Raw genomic sequence first — 15,481 nt, 5'->3', positions numbered from 1 at the left:
GCGGCCTCAGGCTCGGCGACGAACTGAGCCACGAAGTAGGTGTCCTCGGTCCACGCGGTGGAGGCGATGGCGCCGGAGGTGTAGATGTTGTTAGCGTCGCCGTTCACGGCCCAGCCGGTGAAGACGTAGCCGTCGACCACGGGGTCGGCCGGCTTGGCGACGTGGCCGCTCTCGTCGGCCGTCGAGACGATCTCGTAGTAGGAGCCGTCGGCGGGGCTGGTGACCTGGTAGGTCAGCTGCACGGCGGCCTCAGGCTCGGCGACGAACTGAGCCACGAAGTAGGTGTCCTCGGTCCACGCGGTGGAGGCGATGGCGCCGGAGGTGTAGATGTTGTTAGCGTCGCCGTTCACGGCCCAGCCGGTGAAGACGTAGCCGTCGACCACGGGGTCGGCCGGCGCGGCGACGTGGCCGTTCTCGTCGGCCGTCGAGACGATCTCGTAGGAGGAGCTGTCGGCGGGGCTGGTGACCTTGTAGGTCAGGTCAACGGTGTCCTCGACAGGAGCCTCGGCCTCCTTGTACTCAGCGGCAATGGACGCGACATTGCTCCAATTGCCTGCAAGCTCATCAAACGTCTTGCCGCATGAAACGGTACCATCCGTTCCGGTAACAGTCCAGGTTCCGGCAAACACCTTGCCCTCAGGAGCATCGCTTTTCGGAAAATCACTGACAATGCCGGCCTGGCTCGGCATGTTCCAGTCACCATAGACGATACCATTGACATAGACAGCAACCTGCGTATCAGCTGCAGCCTGCTCGGTGCTGGCAGTCGCAGAAGTGTCACCGTCAGCGGCGAGCGCCGTGACCACGGGGCCCGCGACGGGGCTCAGCGCGAGCACCGTGGTGAGACCGGCGGTTACCGCCAGCTTCCCCTTGTTCTTCAAATCCATTCCTAACGTTCCCTTCTCCTAGCCACACGTGGTCTCGGGCGTGTCTGGACACGAGGGTCCTGTTGCCCGATTTAGCTGAATAGTAGTGGAACGTCATGTTTGTAATTGTTTCTGAAATTTAGTAACGGGGGGACAACCTACATATTCTGACCATTACTTTATGGGGAGGGGTCATTTCTCTTTAGCATCCATTTCAATAGCTCTTTTACTGCATGTTTTAATATTCGACGCCTCTTTTGTCGTTCTATTTTTAGCGTAGGGACCCTGTTTCTGTTCCTTAAAACAAGACAGCAGAAAAGCCGGAAGCGAGCCGGCGGGCCTCGCGCATGAAAAAACGGCCGGGAGGCCGCGGACCAACCCGCGGGCCTCCCGGCCGCCTCAGGGAACGGGACGAACGCCCTCGCCCCTCTCGCCTACGCCACCTTCGCCTCGTAGCCGGCGTCGGCCACGGCGGCGACGAGCGCGTCGTCGCTCACGGCGTCGGTGGCCTCGCAGGTGGCGGTGCCGGACTCCAGGTCGACCCTCACGTCGCTCACGCCCTCGACGCCCTCGAGCGCCTTCGTCACGTGCTTGACGCAGTTCTGGCACATCATGCCGGTCACGTTGAGCTTCTTGGTCATGGTCTTGTCCTCTCTCTTGGCATCGGTTGCTGACTCGGCGGCGACGTCTGCGGCCGCCTCCTTCACGGACACGGTCACGTCGGTGACCGGGGTGGCCTCTTGGGCGGCGCGCTCGCTCGGCTTCCAGGTGCGCAGGCGTAGCGCATTGGTCACCACAAAGACGGAGCTGAAGCCCATGGCGGCTGCGCCGATCATCGGGTTCAGCGTGACGCCCCAGGGGGACAGCACGCCCGCCGCCACCGGAATGCAGATGGCGTTGTAGAAGAGCGCCCAGAAGAGGTTCTGCTTGATGTTGCGCATCGTGGCGCGGGAGAGCTCCATCGCGGTGGCCACGTCGGCCGGGTCGGAGTGCATGAGCACCACGTCGGCCGAGCCGATGGCCACGTCCGTGCCGGCGCCGATCGCGATGCCCACGTCCGCGCGGGCGAGCGCCGGCGCATCGTTGATGCCGTCGCCAACCATGGCCACGGTGTGCCCGGCCTCCTGCAGCTCGCGGACCTTGGCCTCCTTCTGCGCGGGCAGCACGCCGGCGACGACCTCGTCCACGCCCACCCGGCGCGCCACGGCCGCAGCGGTGCGCTCCTGGTCGCCGGTGAGCAGCACGGTACGGGCGCCCATCGCGCGCAGGCGGGCCACGGCGGCCGCGCTCGTGGGCTTAACCGGGTCGGCCACGGCAATCATGCCCAGGATGCGTCCGTCAAGCGAGAAGAACAGCGGCGTCTTGCCGTCGTCCGCAAGCTCGGCCGCGGCGTCCGCGAGCGCACCGAGCCCCACGCCGCGCGCCTCCATAAGCCGCGCGTTGCCGGCGAGCGCGGACACACCGTCCACGAGCGCAGAGAGGCCGCCGCCCGGGACCTGCTCGAACCTCTCGACCCGAGCGTTCTTCTCGGCCGCCGCGCCCGTCTCGTCCGCGTAGGCGCAGACGGCGGCGGCGAGCGGGTGCTCGCTCTTGCGCTCCAGCGCCACGGCCACGCGCAGCAGCTCGCGCGCGTCCACGCCCGGCGCGGGGCACACGTCGGTCACGCGCGGCTTGCCCGCCGTCACGGTGCCGGTCTTGTCCAGCACGACCACGTCCACGTCGCAGGCGGTCTCGAGCGCCTCGGCGGACTTGATCAGGATGCCGTTGGCGGCGCCGCGGCCGGTGCCCACCATGATGGCCGTGGGCGTGGCGAGCCCCAGCGCGCACGGGCAGGAGATCACCAGGATGGAGATGGCATGCGTGAGCGCCGTGGCCACGTCGCCGGCGAGCACGAGCCACGCCACGAACGTCACCGCCGCGATGGCGATGACCACGGGCACGAAGACGCCGGCGATCCTGTCCGCCATGCGCTCGATCGGGGCCTTGGAGCTGGTGGCCTCGTCCACGAGGCGGATGATGCCGGCGAGCGTGGTGTCGTCACCGACGGCACGGGCCTCCATCGCAAACCAGCCGCTGGTGGAGACGGTCGCGCCGGTCACGCGGTCGCCGGGGGCCACCTCGCGCGGCACGGACTCGCCGGTGATGGCGGACTCGTCGACGGCGGCCGTGCCCTCGACGACCACGCCGTCCACCGGCACGGACTCGCCGGCGCGCACGATCACGCGCTCCCCCACCGCCACCTCCTCGGCGGGCACCGTGACCTCGACGCCGTCGCGCACGACCGTGGCCGTCTTGGGCGCGAGGTCCATGAGCGCGGCGATGGCGTCCGTGGTGCGGCCCTTGGCGCGCGCCTCGAAGTACTTTCCCAGCGTGATGAGGGTGAGGATCATGCCGGCCGAGTCGAAGTAGAGGTTGTGCGCGGCAGCGTGGAGCGTGGACGGGTCACCGGCGCCCAACGCCCACGCCATGCGGTAGAGCTGCGCGATGCTCCATACGGCCGAGGCCGCGCTGCCAAGCGCGATCAGCGAGTCCATGTTGGGCGCACGGTGCCAGAGCGTGCGGAAGCCGGTGACGAAGTAGTGGCGGTTGACCACGAGAATGGGCGAACAGAGCAGAAGCTGCGTGAGGCCGAGCGCCATGAGGTTGGCCTCGCCCGCAAGCGGCGCCGGCTGCGGCCAGCCGAACATCGGCCCCATGGCCACATAGAAGAGCGGGATTGAGAAGACCGCGGAGACGATGAGCTGGGTGCGCTTCTCGGCGATGGCACGCTCGGCTGCGGCGCCGGGACGCTCGGCAGGCGTGGAGACGGCGTTCTTCTCGCCCGCGTGGGTACGGGGCACGGCGCCGTAGCCGGACTTCTCGATGGCGGCGATGACGGCGGCCTCGGTCTCCGGAGCGCCGTCAAAGTCCAGCTCCATCGAGTTCTTGAGCAGGTTCACGTTGGCACAGGCCACGCCGGGCACCTCCCCGGCCGCCTTCTGCACGCGGCTCGAGCATGCCGCGCAGGTCATGCCCGTGATGTCAAAGGTCTCTCTCATCGAGGCTCCATCTGCCAGTTGGGGACAGTCCCCAAATTACAGAAAACTTTTATGTGAATTAGGGACTGTCCCCAACTCACAGGTCACATGAACTTGCGGAAGAGGTCCATAACCTCGGCCGTGACCTCGGTGTCCCCGGCCTGGATGCGCTCGACCACGCAGGTCTCCAGGTGGTCGCGCATCACCTCGCGCGAGATGGCCTTCACGGCGGACTCCACGGCCGCGAGCTGCGTGAGGACGTCGCCGCAGTAGCGGTCCTCCTCCACCATCGTCTTGATGCCGCCCAGCTGCCCCACGACACGGTTGATCCTGCGCGCAACGCTGGCCTTGAGCTCGGGCGAGCGCGGCGTGTGCTTGAGGGCACCACAGTGCGGGCAGTCGTTCTTCTCGGGCACGGTCCCTCCTTTGTCCAGATACCCCCTCGGGGCTTATTACAAGGTACTCTATACCCCCGTGGGGTACCTGTCAAACAAGGCAGCAGAGCAAATACGCGACCTCCACCATTCCGGGCACCGATTCCGTCGGAAATCGCATAATGCGGGGTGTTGACCGCTTGAGAAGAGGAGCCTGCCATGACCATCCGGCTCGAGACGCCCCGCCTGACGCTGCGCCCGTGGGCCGCGACGGACGCGCCCGCGCTCTATCGCTGGGCTCGCGACCCCGAGGTGGGCCCGCGCGCCGGCTGGGAGCCGCATGGCAGCGTCGAGGAGAGCGCCCGCATCATCCGGGAGGTGCTCGCCGTGCCGGAGAGCTACGCCATCGTGGTCCGCGACCGCGAGCCCGAGGACGAGCCGGTCGGCGCCATTGGCCTCAAGTTTGGCGCGGCGTCCGACGTGGCGCGCGACGCGAGCGAGGCCGAGCTCGGCTACTGGCTCGCCCGCCCGCTCTGGGGACGCGGCTACATGCCCGAGGCGGCGCGGGCGCTGCTCGCCCACGCGTTCGACGACCTGCGCCTCGAGGTCGTCTGGGCAAAGCACTACGAAGGCAACCTGCAGAGCCGCCGCGTCATGAAGAAGCTCGGGCTCAGCGAGCGGGGCCTGTACGACGCGGAGGGGCGCGTCGAGCACGTCCTGTCCGTCACGCGCGCGGAGTGGGAGCGCAACCGAGCGGTGGGCGAGAAGGGCGATCTCCCCTAACCGGCGAGTGGAAACTCGCGAACCCGCGGGTCATCGTAGGTCGCGTACCGATACGAGCGCGTAGTTGCAGGAAATTGGGGCCGGCGGCGGGCACGGCAGCGCAAACGTCGCGCGCTCAGTTGTCCCGCGCGACCAGGGCGCCCGCACCGGAGAGGCCCGCGCAGACGAGAAGCGCGACGACGTTCTCGAGAGTCGGCTGCAGCGCCACGAGCAGCATGCCGAGAAGCGCCGCCGCCCCGCAGAGCAGCCCGCTCAGGGTGCCAAGCCGACGCAGGTACGGCGCCTCCGCCCCACAGATCCTCTCACCCAGCATGGCAACCTCCTCGACCGGGAGAACTCCGCACGCTCACCGTAGCGCGCACGCGTCAGAGCGACGTAAGCGGCGCGCCAGCTCCATGCAAGCGGTAAGCTCTTCTCGTACCCGCCACGAAAGGAGCCCCTGTGAACGACTTCACGTTCTTCTCGCCCACCCGCTTCGTCTTTGGCCGCGGCGTCACGGAGCGCACCGGCGCCGAGCTCGCCGCAGCCGGCCACGCCCGCGCGCTCGTCGTCTACGGGCAGGGCTCCGTGGTCCGCACCGGCACGCTCGCGCGCGTGCTCGCCTCCCTCGACGCCACCGGCGTCGCCCACCAGGAGTTCGGCGGCGCGCGCCCCAACCCGAGCGTCGCCCACGTGCGCGAGGGCGTCGCGGCCGCCCGCGCCGCACACGCCGACGTGATCCTCGCCGTGGGCGGCGGCTCGGCCATCGACACCGCCAAGGCCGTCTCGCTCGGCGTGGCCTACGGGGGCGACGTCTGGGACCTCTTTGCCAAGACGGCCGCGCCCGTCGCCGAGGGCAAGCCCGCCGTGGCCTGCGTCCTCACGATCCCGGCTGCGGGATCGGAGGCGAGCGACTCCTGCGTCATCACCAACGACGAGCTCTGCCTCAAGCGCGGTCTCTCCACCGACCTCAACCGCCCCGAGCTCGCGATCATGGACCCCGAGCTCACGTTCACGCTGCCCGCCTACCAGACCGCGGCCGGCGTGACCGACATGTGCGCGCACGTCATGGAGCGCTACTTCTCCAGCGCAGGTCCCGTGCCCGTGACCGACAACATCGCCTGCGGGATCGTCCGCGCGCTCGTCGAGGAGGCGCCGCGCGCCCTTGCGGACCCCGAGGACTACGACGCGCGCGCCAACATCATGTGGGCGGGCATGCTCGCGCACAACGGCCTCGCGGGCCTCGGCCGCAACGCAAAGCCGTTCACGCGCGCCGGCGGCTGGGAGAGCCACGCCCTCGAGCACGAGCTCTCCGCCCACGACGCCCGGATCACGCACGGCGCCGGCCTCGCAGTCGTCTTCCCCGCGTGGATGCGCTACGTCTGGCGCGCCAACCCCGAGCGCTTCCTCTCCTTCGGCCGCGACGTCTTTGGCATCGAGCCGGTGGACCCGGCGGCCGACGGCGTGGACGTGACGCCCGAGGATGCCGTCCGTGACGCCGTGACCGCCACGATCGACGAGCTGCAGGCCTTCTTCGTCTCCCTCGGCATGCCGCGCACCCTCGGCGAGCTGGGCGTCACGGCCGAGCAGATCCCGGCGCTGCTGGACACGCTCGAGCAGAACAAGGGCCGCGAGCTGGGCGACCTCATGCGCCTCACCCTCGACGACGTGCGCGAAATCTACGAGTCCGCGCTCTAGGGGCCGCCGGCGCGCGCGGGCGAGAAGGACCACCGCTCCGGCCGCGCCCGGACCGCGCCGTCCTTCTCGCCCGCCGACTTCTGTGCAAACGTTGATGATTCGCCGTCCGGCCTCCCGGGCGGCGATAATGGTGCGCGGCCTCACCGCGAAAGGAGCCCCATGGAGGAGCTGTTCACCAACCTCATCAGCCAGTTCGGCTACATCGGCGTCTGGTTTCTCATCTTCTTCGAGAACGTCTTCCCGCCCATCCCGTCCGAGCTGATCCTCCCCCTCTCGGGCTTCTTCACCACCACGACCGAGCTCACGCTGCCGGGCGTGATCGTCGCGGCCACCATCGGCTCGGTCACCGGCGCCTACATCCTCTACGGCGTGGGCCGGCTCCTCTCGCGCGAGCGCCTCATGACGTTCTTCGGCACGCGCCCGATGCGCCTTCTGGGCTTCAAGCCGGACGACATCGCGAGCGCCGTGGACTGGTTCGACCGCAAGGGCCAGGTGACGGTGCTCATCTGCCGCTGCATCCCCATCGTGCGCAGCCTCATCTCCATCCCCGCCGGCACCGCCAAGATGAGCGTCGTGCGCTTCTCGCTCTACACGCTGCTGGGCTCCGCCGTGTGGAACACGATTCTCTGCTCGCTCGGCGCAGCGGCCGGCAGCGCCTGGGAGACCGTGACCGAGCAGGCCGAGTGGGTCTCCGACGTGGTCAAGTACGTGATCATCGTGATTATCGTGGCCGTGGCCGTGTGGTGGGTCGTCAAGCGCGTGCTGCCCGCCCTGCGCGAGCGCGGCGAGCAGGAGTAGGGCCGCGCCCGCAGCCGCACGTTCTTCTCGCCTGACGCAAAACCTCACAGGTGGTGGTTCTTTTCGGCCAAATATAACGTTTGGCATTACGTTGTTTCGAAAAAGTCTCGCCACCTGTGAGGTTCTGGCCACGGTCGCCAACACGTCCCGCCGATCGCGCGGCTCGTCCGCCGAGAAGGACCTCGGCCCGCCCGCCCTTCTCGGCGCTTGTTGTCCGGTCTTCATACTATACTGTGAGACCCCAACGGGTTGGGCAATGGGCTCGGAACTCAACACTATATGTTGTGGTGAACGGGACGTTTCAACCTTGGCTAACTTTCTCGGCCATGCGGGGGCCCAACTCTGGTAGGTTGGGATGTGCCGTTATCCGCGCGGCAGCACAACGACCGTTCTCGGAAAAGGAGCGTGAGCAGTGAGTCAGCAGGAGGCCTGGGCCGGCTTTGTCGGCGGCAACTGGGAGCACGAGATCGACGTCCGTGACTTCATCCAGCGCAACTACACCCCCTACGACGGCGACGAGTCCTTCCTCGCCGGCCCCACGGAGAGCACCACCAAGCTCTGGGACGAGGTCATGGACCTCTTTGCCCAGGAGCGCGCGGCCGGCGGCGTCCTGGACATGGACACCAAGGTCGTCTCCACGATCACCTCCCACGAAGCCGGCTACATCGACGAGCCGCTCGAGAAGATCGTGGGCCTGCAGACCGAGAAGCCCCTCAAGCGCGCCCTCATGGTCAACGGCGGCATCCGCATGGCCGTGGCCGCCTGCAAGCAGAACGGCTACGAGGTCGACCCGGAGATCGTGAACATCTACACGAACTACCGCAAGACCCACAACGCCGGCGTCTTTGACGTCTACACGCCCGAGATGCGCGCCTGCCGCCACAGCCACATCATCACGGGCCTGCCCGACGCCTACGGCCGCGGCCGCATCATCGGCGACTACCGCCGCGTGGCCCTCTACGGCGTCGACCGCCTCATCGAGGAGAAGAAGGCCGAGCACGCCGGCACGCAGAAGACCATGAACGAGGCCACGATCCGCCACCGCGAGGAGCTCGCCGAGCAGATTCGCGCCCTGCAGGAGCTGGGCCAGCTCGGCCGGATCTACGGCTTCGACATCTCCAAGCCCGCCAAGAACTTCCAGGAGGCCGTGCAGTGGCTGTACTTCGGCTACCTCGCGGCGGTCAAGGAGCAGAACGGCGCCGCGATGTCCATCGGCCGCAACTCCACGTTCCTGGACATCTACGCCGAGCGCGACCTCAAGAACGGCGTCATCACCGAGGCCGAGGCGCAGGAGATCATCGACCACCTGGTCATGAAGCTCCGCATGGTTAAGTTCGCCCGCACGCCCGAGTACAACGAGCTCTTCTCCGGCGACCCGCAGTGGGTCACCGAGTCGCTCGGCGGCATGGGCGTGGACGGCCGCTCGATGGTCACCAAGACCGCCTTCCGCTACCTGCACACCCTCGAGAACATGGGCACCAGCCCCGAGCCCAACCTGACGGTGCTCTGGTCCACGCGCCTGCCCGAGGCCTTCAAGCGCTACTGCGCCAAGATCTCCATCACCACGAGCTCCATCCAGTACGAGAACGACGACCTCATGCGCGTCTACCACGGCGACGACTACGCGATCGCCTGCTGCGTGTCCTCCATGCGCCTCGGCAAGGAGATGCAGTTCTTCGGCGCCCGCGCCAACCTCGCCAAGTGCCTGCTCTACGCCATCAACGGCGGCCGCGACGAGAAGACCGGCGAGCAGGTGGGCCCGAAGTTCCGCCCGGTCGAGGGCGACTACCTCGACTACGACGACGTCGTGTCCAAGTACCGCGACATGATGCAGTGGCTCGCCGAGGTCTACGTCAACTCGCTCAACATCATCCACTACATGCACGACAAGTACTGCTACGAGCGCCTGCAGATGGCCCTGCACGACGAACACGTGCACCGCTGGTTCGCCACGGGCATCGCCGGGCTCTCCGTCGTGGCCGACTCGCTCTCCGCGATCAAGTACGCCAAGGTGCGCGTGATCCGCGACGAGACCGGCCTCGTGACCGACTACGAGGTCGAGGGCGACTTCCCCAAGTACGGCAACGACGACGACCGCGTGGACCAGATCGCCCACGACGTGGTCGAGATCTTCATGAAGTACGTCCGCGAGACCGACACCTACCGCAACTCCGTCCCGACGACCTCGATCCTCACGATCACCTCGAACGTCGTCTACGGCAACGCCACCGGCAACACGCCCGACGGCCGCCGCGCGGGCGAGCCGTTCGCCCCGGGCGCCAACCCGATGCACCGCCGCGACACCCACGGCGCCGTCGCGTCGCTGGCGAGCGTGGCCAAGCTGCCGTTCAAGGACGCCCAGGACGGCATCTCCAACACGTTCTCGATCGTCCCGGGTGCCCTCGGCAAGGACGACGCCGTGATGTTCGACGAGCTCGACCTCGACGCCCTCGGTGTGGACATCCAGATCGAGAACCCCGCCCCCGACTGCGCCTGCTGCTAGTTGCCGGGCCCAACCCACGAGAAAGGACATGGACATGACCACCGCCACCGTTTCCAACGAGCAGGTCGACAACCTCGTCAACATGATCGACGGCTACGTCGAGGAGGGCGGCCACCACCTCAACGTCAACGTCTTCACCAAGGAGACCCTGCTCGACGCCCAGGCCCACCCCGAGAAGTACCCGCAGCTGACCATCCGCGTCTCCGGCTACGCGGTGAAGTTCAACTCCCTCACCAAGAAGCAGCAGGACGACGTCATCAGCCGCACCTTCCACGAGTCGATGTAGCGCGTGGGCGCGACCGTCGACACACGCGGAGCCGTGGACCCGCTCGCCGTGCGCGGGCGGGTCCACTCCATAGAGACGTTCGGGACGGTGGACGGGCCCGGGACGCGATTCGTGGTGTTCTGCCAGGGCTGCCCCATGCGATGCCGGTACTGCCACAACCCCGACACCTGGGACTTTGGCGGGGGAACCGAGAAGACCGTCGGCCAGCTGCTCGAGGCATTCGAGCGCAACCGTCCCTTCTACCGGCGCGGCGGCATCACCGTCACCGGCGGGGAGCCGATGGCCCAGCCCGACTTCGTGGCCGCCCTCTTCCGCGTCGCCCACACGGCGCCCGCCGGCCGCATCCACACCTGTCTGGACACCTCTGCCGCTCCGTTCTCCGCCAGGCGCGCGGGGCGCTTCTCCGAGCTGCTCGACGAGACCGACCTGGTCCTTCTCGACATCAAGACCTCGGACCCCACCCTGCACGAGACCCTTTGCGGCATGCCCGCGAGCCACGCCCTCGAGCTGGGCGAAGAGCTCGCGCGACGCGGCGTCCCCACGCTGGTCCGCCACGTGGTGGTGCCCGGCCTCACCGACTCCGAGGAGGAGTGCGCCGGCGTGGGCCGCATCATCGGGGACTGGGACAACGTGGTGGGCCTCGACTTCCTCCCCTATCACACGCTGGGCAAGCCCAAGTACGAGAGCCTCGGCCTCGCCTACCCCCTCGAGGGCGTGAGGGCAATGGACGCGGCGCGCGCCAGGGAGCTGCGCGCCGTCGCGCTGCGTGCCCGCGCCGCCCGGCGCGCCGAGCGCGGAAAGTAGCAAAGTCCGGCTTGTAAGCAGCTCACCAAGCGCTCGGGGCCCGCAGGCCCGTCCGGCGCCTATGCGCGCTCGGCAATCTCCCTCACCAGGCGCTCGGTCTTGTCCCAGCCGAGGCAGGCGTCGGTGATCGACTGGCCGTAGGTGGTGCCGCCCACGGGCTGGTTTCCGTCCACGAGGTAGGACTCCACCATGAAGCCGCGCACGAGGCGGCGGATCGTGTCGGAACGGCTCATCGAGTCGAGCACCTCGTGGCAGATGCGAATCTGCTGGAACGGGCGCTTGCCGGAGTTGTCGTGGTTGCAGTCGATGATCGCGGCGGGGTTCTCGAAGCTCGCCGCCGTGTACTTCTCGGCCAGACGCTCGAGGTACTCGTAGTGGTAGTTGGGGTAGTTGATGCCGTCGAGGCCCACGTAGCCGCGCAGCACGGCGTGCGCGAGCGGGTTGCCCGTGGTGGAGACCTCCCAGTTGCGGAAGATGAAGGTCTGCGGTTGCTGAGCGGCGTAAATTGAGTTGAGCATGACGTCGGTAGAGCCGCCGGTGGGGTTCTTCATGCCCACGGGCATGGGCACGCCCGAGGCAACGAGGCGGTGCTCCTGGTTCTCCACGGAGCGCGCGCCCACGGCGATGTAGGCCAGCACGTCGATGAGGTACTGGTAGTTCGTGGGGTAGAGCATCTCGTCCGCCGTGAAGAGCCCGGTCTCCTCCACCACGCGCAGGTGCATGCGGCGGATGGCCTTGACGCCCTCGAGCAGGTCGTCGGCGGCCTCGGGGTTGGGGTTGTGGAGCAGGCCCTTGTAGCCGGTACCCTTGGTACGCGGCTTGTTGGTGTAGACACGCGGGATCACGACGAGGCGGTCGTGCACCTGATCGGCGAGCTTGGCCAGGCGGGTGGCGTAGTCGAGCACGGAGTCCTCACGGTCCGCCGAGCACGGGCCGATGATGAGCAGCAGGCGGTCGTCCTCGCCGCGCAGCACGCGCGTCACGTCGGCGTCGAAGGCCTCCTTGCGCGCGGTCATCTCCGCAGAGAGCGGCATCTCGGCACGGATGTCCTTGGGGATGGGCAAGAGACGCTTGAACTTCATCGACATGCGGGTCGGCCTTTCGACGCTGGTGCGAACCGGGGTATTATCGCGCGCCGGCCGGCCTCGGCGCAACGTAGCCGCAGGGCGTTTGCACAAAAGCAACGTTCGTGTGATGGTTGCCGACCTCTGGAAGCAAAACGGGCGCTCGTGTGATGGAAAATCAGCCCCGTCTTCATATCTGATTTCACTACTTGATACTGCTATCTGGGGAAACGCGGCGGAGCGGCTTCGAGGTTCGGCTTTCGGAGCGGTTTTCCTATCACACGAACGCCCGTTTTGCGCCGAAAACGCGTCGATCATCACACGAGCGCCCGTTTTGCAGCCCGAGGGCCGCGCTAAGATGGTGGCGCACGTCCGAACGTCACGCCCAGAAGGAGGCACCATGCCCTGCACCACCATCCTGGTCGGCAAGAAGGCCAGCTACGACGGGTCAACCATCGTCGCGCGCAACGAGGACTCCCCCGGCGGCCAGTTCGAGGCCAAGCGCTTCGTCGCTCGAGAGGCGCCCAAGGCGGGCGACGTCTACAAGAGCGTGATCTCCCACCTGGAGATCACGCTGCCCGAGGGCGGCACCCGCTACACGGCGATGCCCAACGCGGACCTGCGCGAGGGCCTCTGGGAGGCGGCCGGCTTCAACGAGCGCAACGTCGGGATGAGCGCCACCGAGACCCTCACCTCCAACGAGCGCGTGCTCGCTGCGGACCCGCTCGTGGAGTACCGCGCCGCGCGCGGCACCGAGGGCGAGCCGGGCTTTGAGCCCGAGCGCCTGGGCGGCATCGGCGAAGAGGACATGGTCACGCTCGTGCTGCCCTACGCCACGAGTGCGCGCGACGGCGCGCTGCGCCTCGGCGCGCTGCTCGAGCGCTACGGCACCTACGAGATGAACGGCATCGCCTTCTCCGACGCCGACGAGATCTGGTGGCTCGAGACCGTGGGCGGCCATCACTGGATCGCCCGTCGCGTGCCGGACGACTCCTACGTCACGATGCCCAACCAGCTCGGCATCGACGACTTCGACCTCACGGACGCCTTCGGCGAGCAGCGCGAACACCTCTGCTCCGCCGACCTGCGCGAGTGGATGGAGGCCCACCACCTCGACCTCACGGTCGGCGTCTCCGCCGGCCACTTCAACCCGCGCGACGCCTTCGGCAGCCACTCCGACGCCGACCACGTCTACAACACGCCGCGCGCCTGGGACATGCAGCGCTTCCTGAGCCCGCACGCCGGCCCCTGGGAGACCGCCGCGCCGGGCGCCGACTTTGGCCCGGAGAGCAATAGCATCCCCTGGTGTCGCGAGCCGGAGCGCAAGGTCACGATCGAGGACGTCAAGTACGTGCTCTCCCTGCACTACCAGGGCACGCCCTACGACCCCTACGGCAACGGCCCCGCGTCCGCGCGCGGGCTCTACCGCCCCATCGGCATCAACCGCAACTGCCAGCTCGCCGTGCTGCAGCTGCGCCCGTGCGTGGACGCGAGCCGAGCGGCGCTGCAGTGGGTCTCCCTCGGGAGCAACGCCTTCAACGCGCTCGTGCCGTTCTACGCGAACGTCACCGGAACGCCGGCCTACCTCGCCGACACCACCACGCACGTCACCACCGACAGCTTCTACTGGGCCAACCGCCTCGTCGCCGCGCTCGCCGACGCCGCCTACGCCGCGTGCCTGCCGCACGTCGAGCGCTACCAGGAGCGCCTTGCGAGCCGCTGCGCCGCGATGGTGCTCGCCTGCGACGCCGAGGACGGAGACCTCGAGGCCTGCAACCAGGCCGTCGCCGACGAGTGCCGCCGCGAGACGGACGACCTGCTCGACAAGGTGCTTTACGAGGCCAGCATGCGGATGAGGAACGGCTTCTCCCGCAGCGACAACTAGCCGCGGCTAGCCCGCGCGGCGCTCCGGGGCCTCGGGCACGCCCAGGTCCCGGAGCGTCTGCGTCAGGTCGGGCGAGAAGTACGGGAGCAGCTCGAGGCCCAGCTCGCGATCGTCGGGTGCGTCGGCAGCGAGGTCGGCCGGCGCGCCGTGCCCCACGTTCAGCCGGCCCCGCAGGGCGCCGGACGCCTCGAGCTCGCGCTCGCTCGCGAACGCTCGCTCCCTGAGCGCCCCCGGGCGCTGCGGCAAGATGACCAGCTCGCGGTACTCATCGAGCAGGTAGAACGCGCAGGCGGGGAGATACGCCACGCTCGCGCGGACGCGCCTCCCCTCGCCCGCACGGCCCCAGAAGTAGCGACCGTCACCGGTGTCCACGAGCTCGCGCTCGTCCCGGCGCACGTAGACGAGGTAGCCCTCGCGGTCGATGACCAGGCGCTCGCCCGTGATACGTCGGCTCGCCGACGTCTCGAAGCGCCGGATGCAGAGCGCGGCGACCGCCGCCAGGACGAGGCAGCAGACCGCGCCCACGCACAGAAACGTCAGGTGCGTGAGCGCCGGCGTCTCGCCGGAGTCCGCCACCTCGCGCGCGACCGCGCCGAAGTCGGTCGTCAGGAGCGCGAGGGCACAGAAGAGGACCGCGCCGACAAGCCCCGCCAGTACGAGGCCGCGCGCCGCCCGGCCGCTCCCGCTGGTCTTGCTCCAGCCGTCCAGCCAGTGCTCCTTGAGCTCGGGGTCCACGGCGAATGCGATGTCGTGGTCAGGCAGGTTCATGGCAGGTCACCCTCCTCAGCGCGCGGGCCCGTCCGTCGGGACGAACGGCTCCACGCGGTCGCGCTCGTCGATCGGACGCAGCGTGCGGCAGGGCACGCCCGCCGCGACCACGCCGGCAGGAACGTCATGCGTGACGACACTGCCAGCCCCGACCACGCTGCCGTCGCCGATGGTGACGCCCCCGCAGACCGTCACGTTGGCACCGAGCCACACGTTCTCCCCGAGCGTGATGGGCACCGAAGTCTGGATTCCCTCGGCCCGCTGCGCCGGGTCCACGGCGTGCCCCGCGCACGCGAACACGCACCCCGGCCCGACGAAGGCTCCCGCGCCCACGTGGATGGGCGAGGTGTCCAGGAAGCAGCAGTCGTAGTTCACCACGGCGAGGCCGTGAAAGTGCACGTTGAAGCCATAGTCGCAGCGAAGGTTGGGGTCGATGAAGACCTGGGGCCCGCACGTGCCGAAAAGTTCGCCGAGAATCGCGGCGCGCTCGTCGGCGGCTCCCGGGTCGGACCCGTTGTAGCGGGCGCAGAGCCGCTTGGCGCGCAGCTGCAGGTCGTTCGGCATGTCCGAGAAGCGCGCCGCGTACGGGGCGGCAGAGCGCATGAGTTCGAGCGTGGTCATCGGGGCTCCTGACGGAAGGCGGCCGGGACGCCCCC

Annotated in this window: 14 protein-coding genes; 7 read left to right on the top strand and 7 right to left on the bottom strand. The window is 68.3% G+C overall.

The window, feature by feature from the left end; genetic code table 11:
* From H6A07_RS04370 to H6A07_RS04360, 3 genes are all read right to left on the bottom strand, one after another.
* On the bottom strand, window positions 1-887 hold an 887-nt coding region (locus tag H6A07_RS04370), incomplete at its 3' end, for an InlB B-repeat-containing protein (RefSeq protein WP_204813706.1).
* A gap of 413 nt (window positions 888-1,300) precedes the next feature.
* Window positions 1,301-3,904: a heavy metal translocating P-type ATPase gene (locus H6A07_RS04365; RefSeq protein ID WP_204813705.1), complete on the bottom strand. Its 2,604-nt coding sequence runs from the start codon at window positions 3,902-3,904 to the stop codon at window positions 1,301-1,303.
* Between the two features lie 83 nt (window positions 3,905-3,987).
* Window positions 3,988-4,299: a metal-sensing transcriptional repressor gene (locus tag H6A07_RS04360; protein ID WP_204813704.1), complete on the bottom strand. Its 312-nt coding sequence runs from the start codon at window positions 4,297-4,299 to the stop codon at window positions 3,988-3,990.
* Window positions 4,300-4,476: 177 nt separating this feature from the next.
* Between H6A07_RS04360 and H6A07_RS04355 the strand changes: the two genes are divergently transcribed.
* Window positions 4,477-5,040 (top strand): GNAT family N-acetyltransferase, encoded by a 564-nt coding sequence (locus H6A07_RS04355; protein ID WP_204813703.1) that lies wholly within the window; start codon window positions 4,477-4,479, stop codon window positions 5,038-5,040.
* Window positions 5,041-5,155: 115 nt separating this feature from the next.
* On the opposite strand, the gene H6A07_RS04350 is transcribed toward H6A07_RS04355, so the two are convergent.
* Entirely contained in the window at window positions 5,156-5,353 is a 198-nt protein-coding gene (locus H6A07_RS04350; protein ID WP_204813702.1) for a hypothetical protein, read from the bottom strand.
* 128 nt (window positions 5,354-5,481) lie between these two features.
* Between H6A07_RS04350 and H6A07_RS04345 the strand changes: the two genes are divergently transcribed.
* From H6A07_RS04345 to pflA, 5 genes are all read left to right on the top strand, one after another.
* Window positions 5,482-6,717: an iron-containing alcohol dehydrogenase gene (locus tag H6A07_RS04345; protein ID WP_204813701.1), complete on the top strand. Its 1,236-nt coding sequence runs from the start codon at window positions 5,482-5,484 to the stop codon at window positions 6,715-6,717.
* Between the two features lie 159 nt (window positions 6,718-6,876).
* Entirely contained in the window at window positions 6,877-7,515 is a 639-nt protein-coding gene (locus H6A07_RS04340) for a DedA family protein (protein WP_204813700.1), read from the top strand.
* Window positions 7,516-7,927: 412 nt separating this feature from the next.
* Window positions 7,928-10,018, top strand: a complete 2,091-nt coding sequence (gene pflB / locus H6A07_RS04335; protein WP_204813699.1) for a formate C-acetyltransferase — start codon at window positions 7,928-7,930, stop codon at window positions 10,016-10,018.
* Window positions 10,019-10,052: 34 nt separating this feature from the next.
* Window positions 10,053-10,304 carry an autonomous glycyl radical cofactor GrcA3 gene (gene grcA3, locus H6A07_RS04330; protein ID WP_204813698.1) on the top strand — a complete coding sequence of 84 codons (252 nt, stop codon included), beginning with the start codon at window positions 10,053-10,055 and terminating at the stop codon, window positions 10,302-10,304.
* A gap of 3 nt (window positions 10,305-10,307) precedes the next feature.
* Window positions 10,308-11,108 carry a pyruvate formate-lyase-activating protein gene (pflA, locus tag H6A07_RS04325; protein WP_204813697.1) on the top strand — a complete coding sequence of 267 codons (801 nt, stop codon included), beginning with the start codon at window positions 10,308-10,310 and terminating at the stop codon, window positions 11,106-11,108.
* A 59-nt stretch (window positions 11,109-11,167) separates the two neighbouring features.
* Here pflA and H6A07_RS04320 read toward each other — a convergent pair whose 3' ends face one another.
* Window positions 11,168-12,196, bottom strand: a complete 1,029-nt coding sequence (locus tag H6A07_RS04320) for a 3-deoxy-7-phosphoheptulonate synthase (protein ID WP_204813696.1) — start codon at window positions 12,194-12,196, stop codon at window positions 11,168-11,170.
* 376 nt (window positions 12,197-12,572) lie between these two features.
* Between H6A07_RS04320 and H6A07_RS04315 the strand changes: the two genes are divergently transcribed.
* Window positions 12,573-14,057 carry a C69 family dipeptidase gene (locus H6A07_RS04315; protein WP_204813695.1) on the top strand — a complete coding sequence of 495 codons (1,485 nt, stop codon included), beginning with the start codon at window positions 12,573-12,575 and terminating at the stop codon, window positions 14,055-14,057.
* A 6-nt stretch (window positions 14,058-14,063) separates the two neighbouring features.
* On the opposite strand, the gene H6A07_RS04310 is transcribed toward H6A07_RS04315, so the two are convergent.
* Both H6A07_RS04310 and H6A07_RS04305 read right to left on the bottom strand, forming a co-directional pair.
* Complete coding sequence (locus tag H6A07_RS04310) at window positions 14,064-14,825, bottom strand: hypothetical protein (RefSeq protein WP_204813694.1); 762 nt, start codon at window positions 14,823-14,825, stop codon at window positions 14,064-14,066.
* Between the two features lie 15 nt (window positions 14,826-14,840).
* Complete coding sequence (locus tag H6A07_RS04305; RefSeq protein ID WP_204813693.1) at window positions 14,841-15,446, bottom strand: sugar O-acetyltransferase; 606 nt, start codon at window positions 15,444-15,446, stop codon at window positions 14,841-14,843.
* Window positions 15,447-15,481: the final 35 nt, after the last annotated feature.

This window comes from Olsenella uli (assembly GCF_016899935.1).
GTDB classification, from domain to species: domain Bacteria; phylum Actinomycetota; class Coriobacteriia; order Coriobacteriales; family Atopobiaceae; genus Thermophilibacter; species Thermophilibacter uli_B.
This window is presented reverse-complemented; position numbering and strand designations above follow the sequence as displayed.

Excerpts from the sequence above, each read along its gene's own strand:
- H6A07_RS04365 (WP_204813705.1), bottom strand. The coding sequence starts at position 3,904 with ATGAGAGAGACCTTTGACATCACGGGCATGACCTGCGCGGCATGCTCG.
- H6A07_RS04310 (WP_204813694.1), bottom strand. The coding sequence starts at position 14,825 with ATGAACCTGCCTGACCACGACATCGCATTCGCCGTGGACCCCGAGCTC.
- H6A07_RS04315 (WP_204813695.1), top strand. The coding sequence starts at position 12,573 with ATGCCCTGCACCACCATCCTGGTCGGCAAGAAGGCCAGCTACGACGGG.
- H6A07_RS04305 (WP_204813693.1), bottom strand. The coding sequence starts at position 15,446 with ATGACCACGCTCGAACTCATGCGCTCTGCCGCCCCGTACGCGGCGCGC.
- H6A07_RS04355 (WP_204813703.1), top strand. The coding sequence starts at position 4,477 with ATGACCATCCGGCTCGAGACGCCCCGCCTGACGCTGCGCCCGTGGGCC.
- H6A07_RS04340 (WP_204813700.1), top strand. The coding sequence starts at position 6,877 with ATGGAGGAGCTGTTCACCAACCTCATCAGCCAGTTCGGCTACATCGGC.
- H6A07_RS04350 (WP_204813702.1), bottom strand. The coding sequence starts at position 5,353 with ATGCTGGGTGAGAGGATCTGTGGGGCGGAGGCGCCGTACCTGCGTCGG.
- H6A07_RS04320 (WP_204813696.1), bottom strand. The coding sequence starts at position 12,196 with ATGTCGATGAAGTTCAAGCGTCTCTTGCCCATCCCCAAGGACATCCGT.
- grcA3 (WP_204813698.1), top strand. The coding sequence starts at position 10,053 with ATGACCACCGCCACCGTTTCCAACGAGCAGGTCGACAACCTCGTCAAC.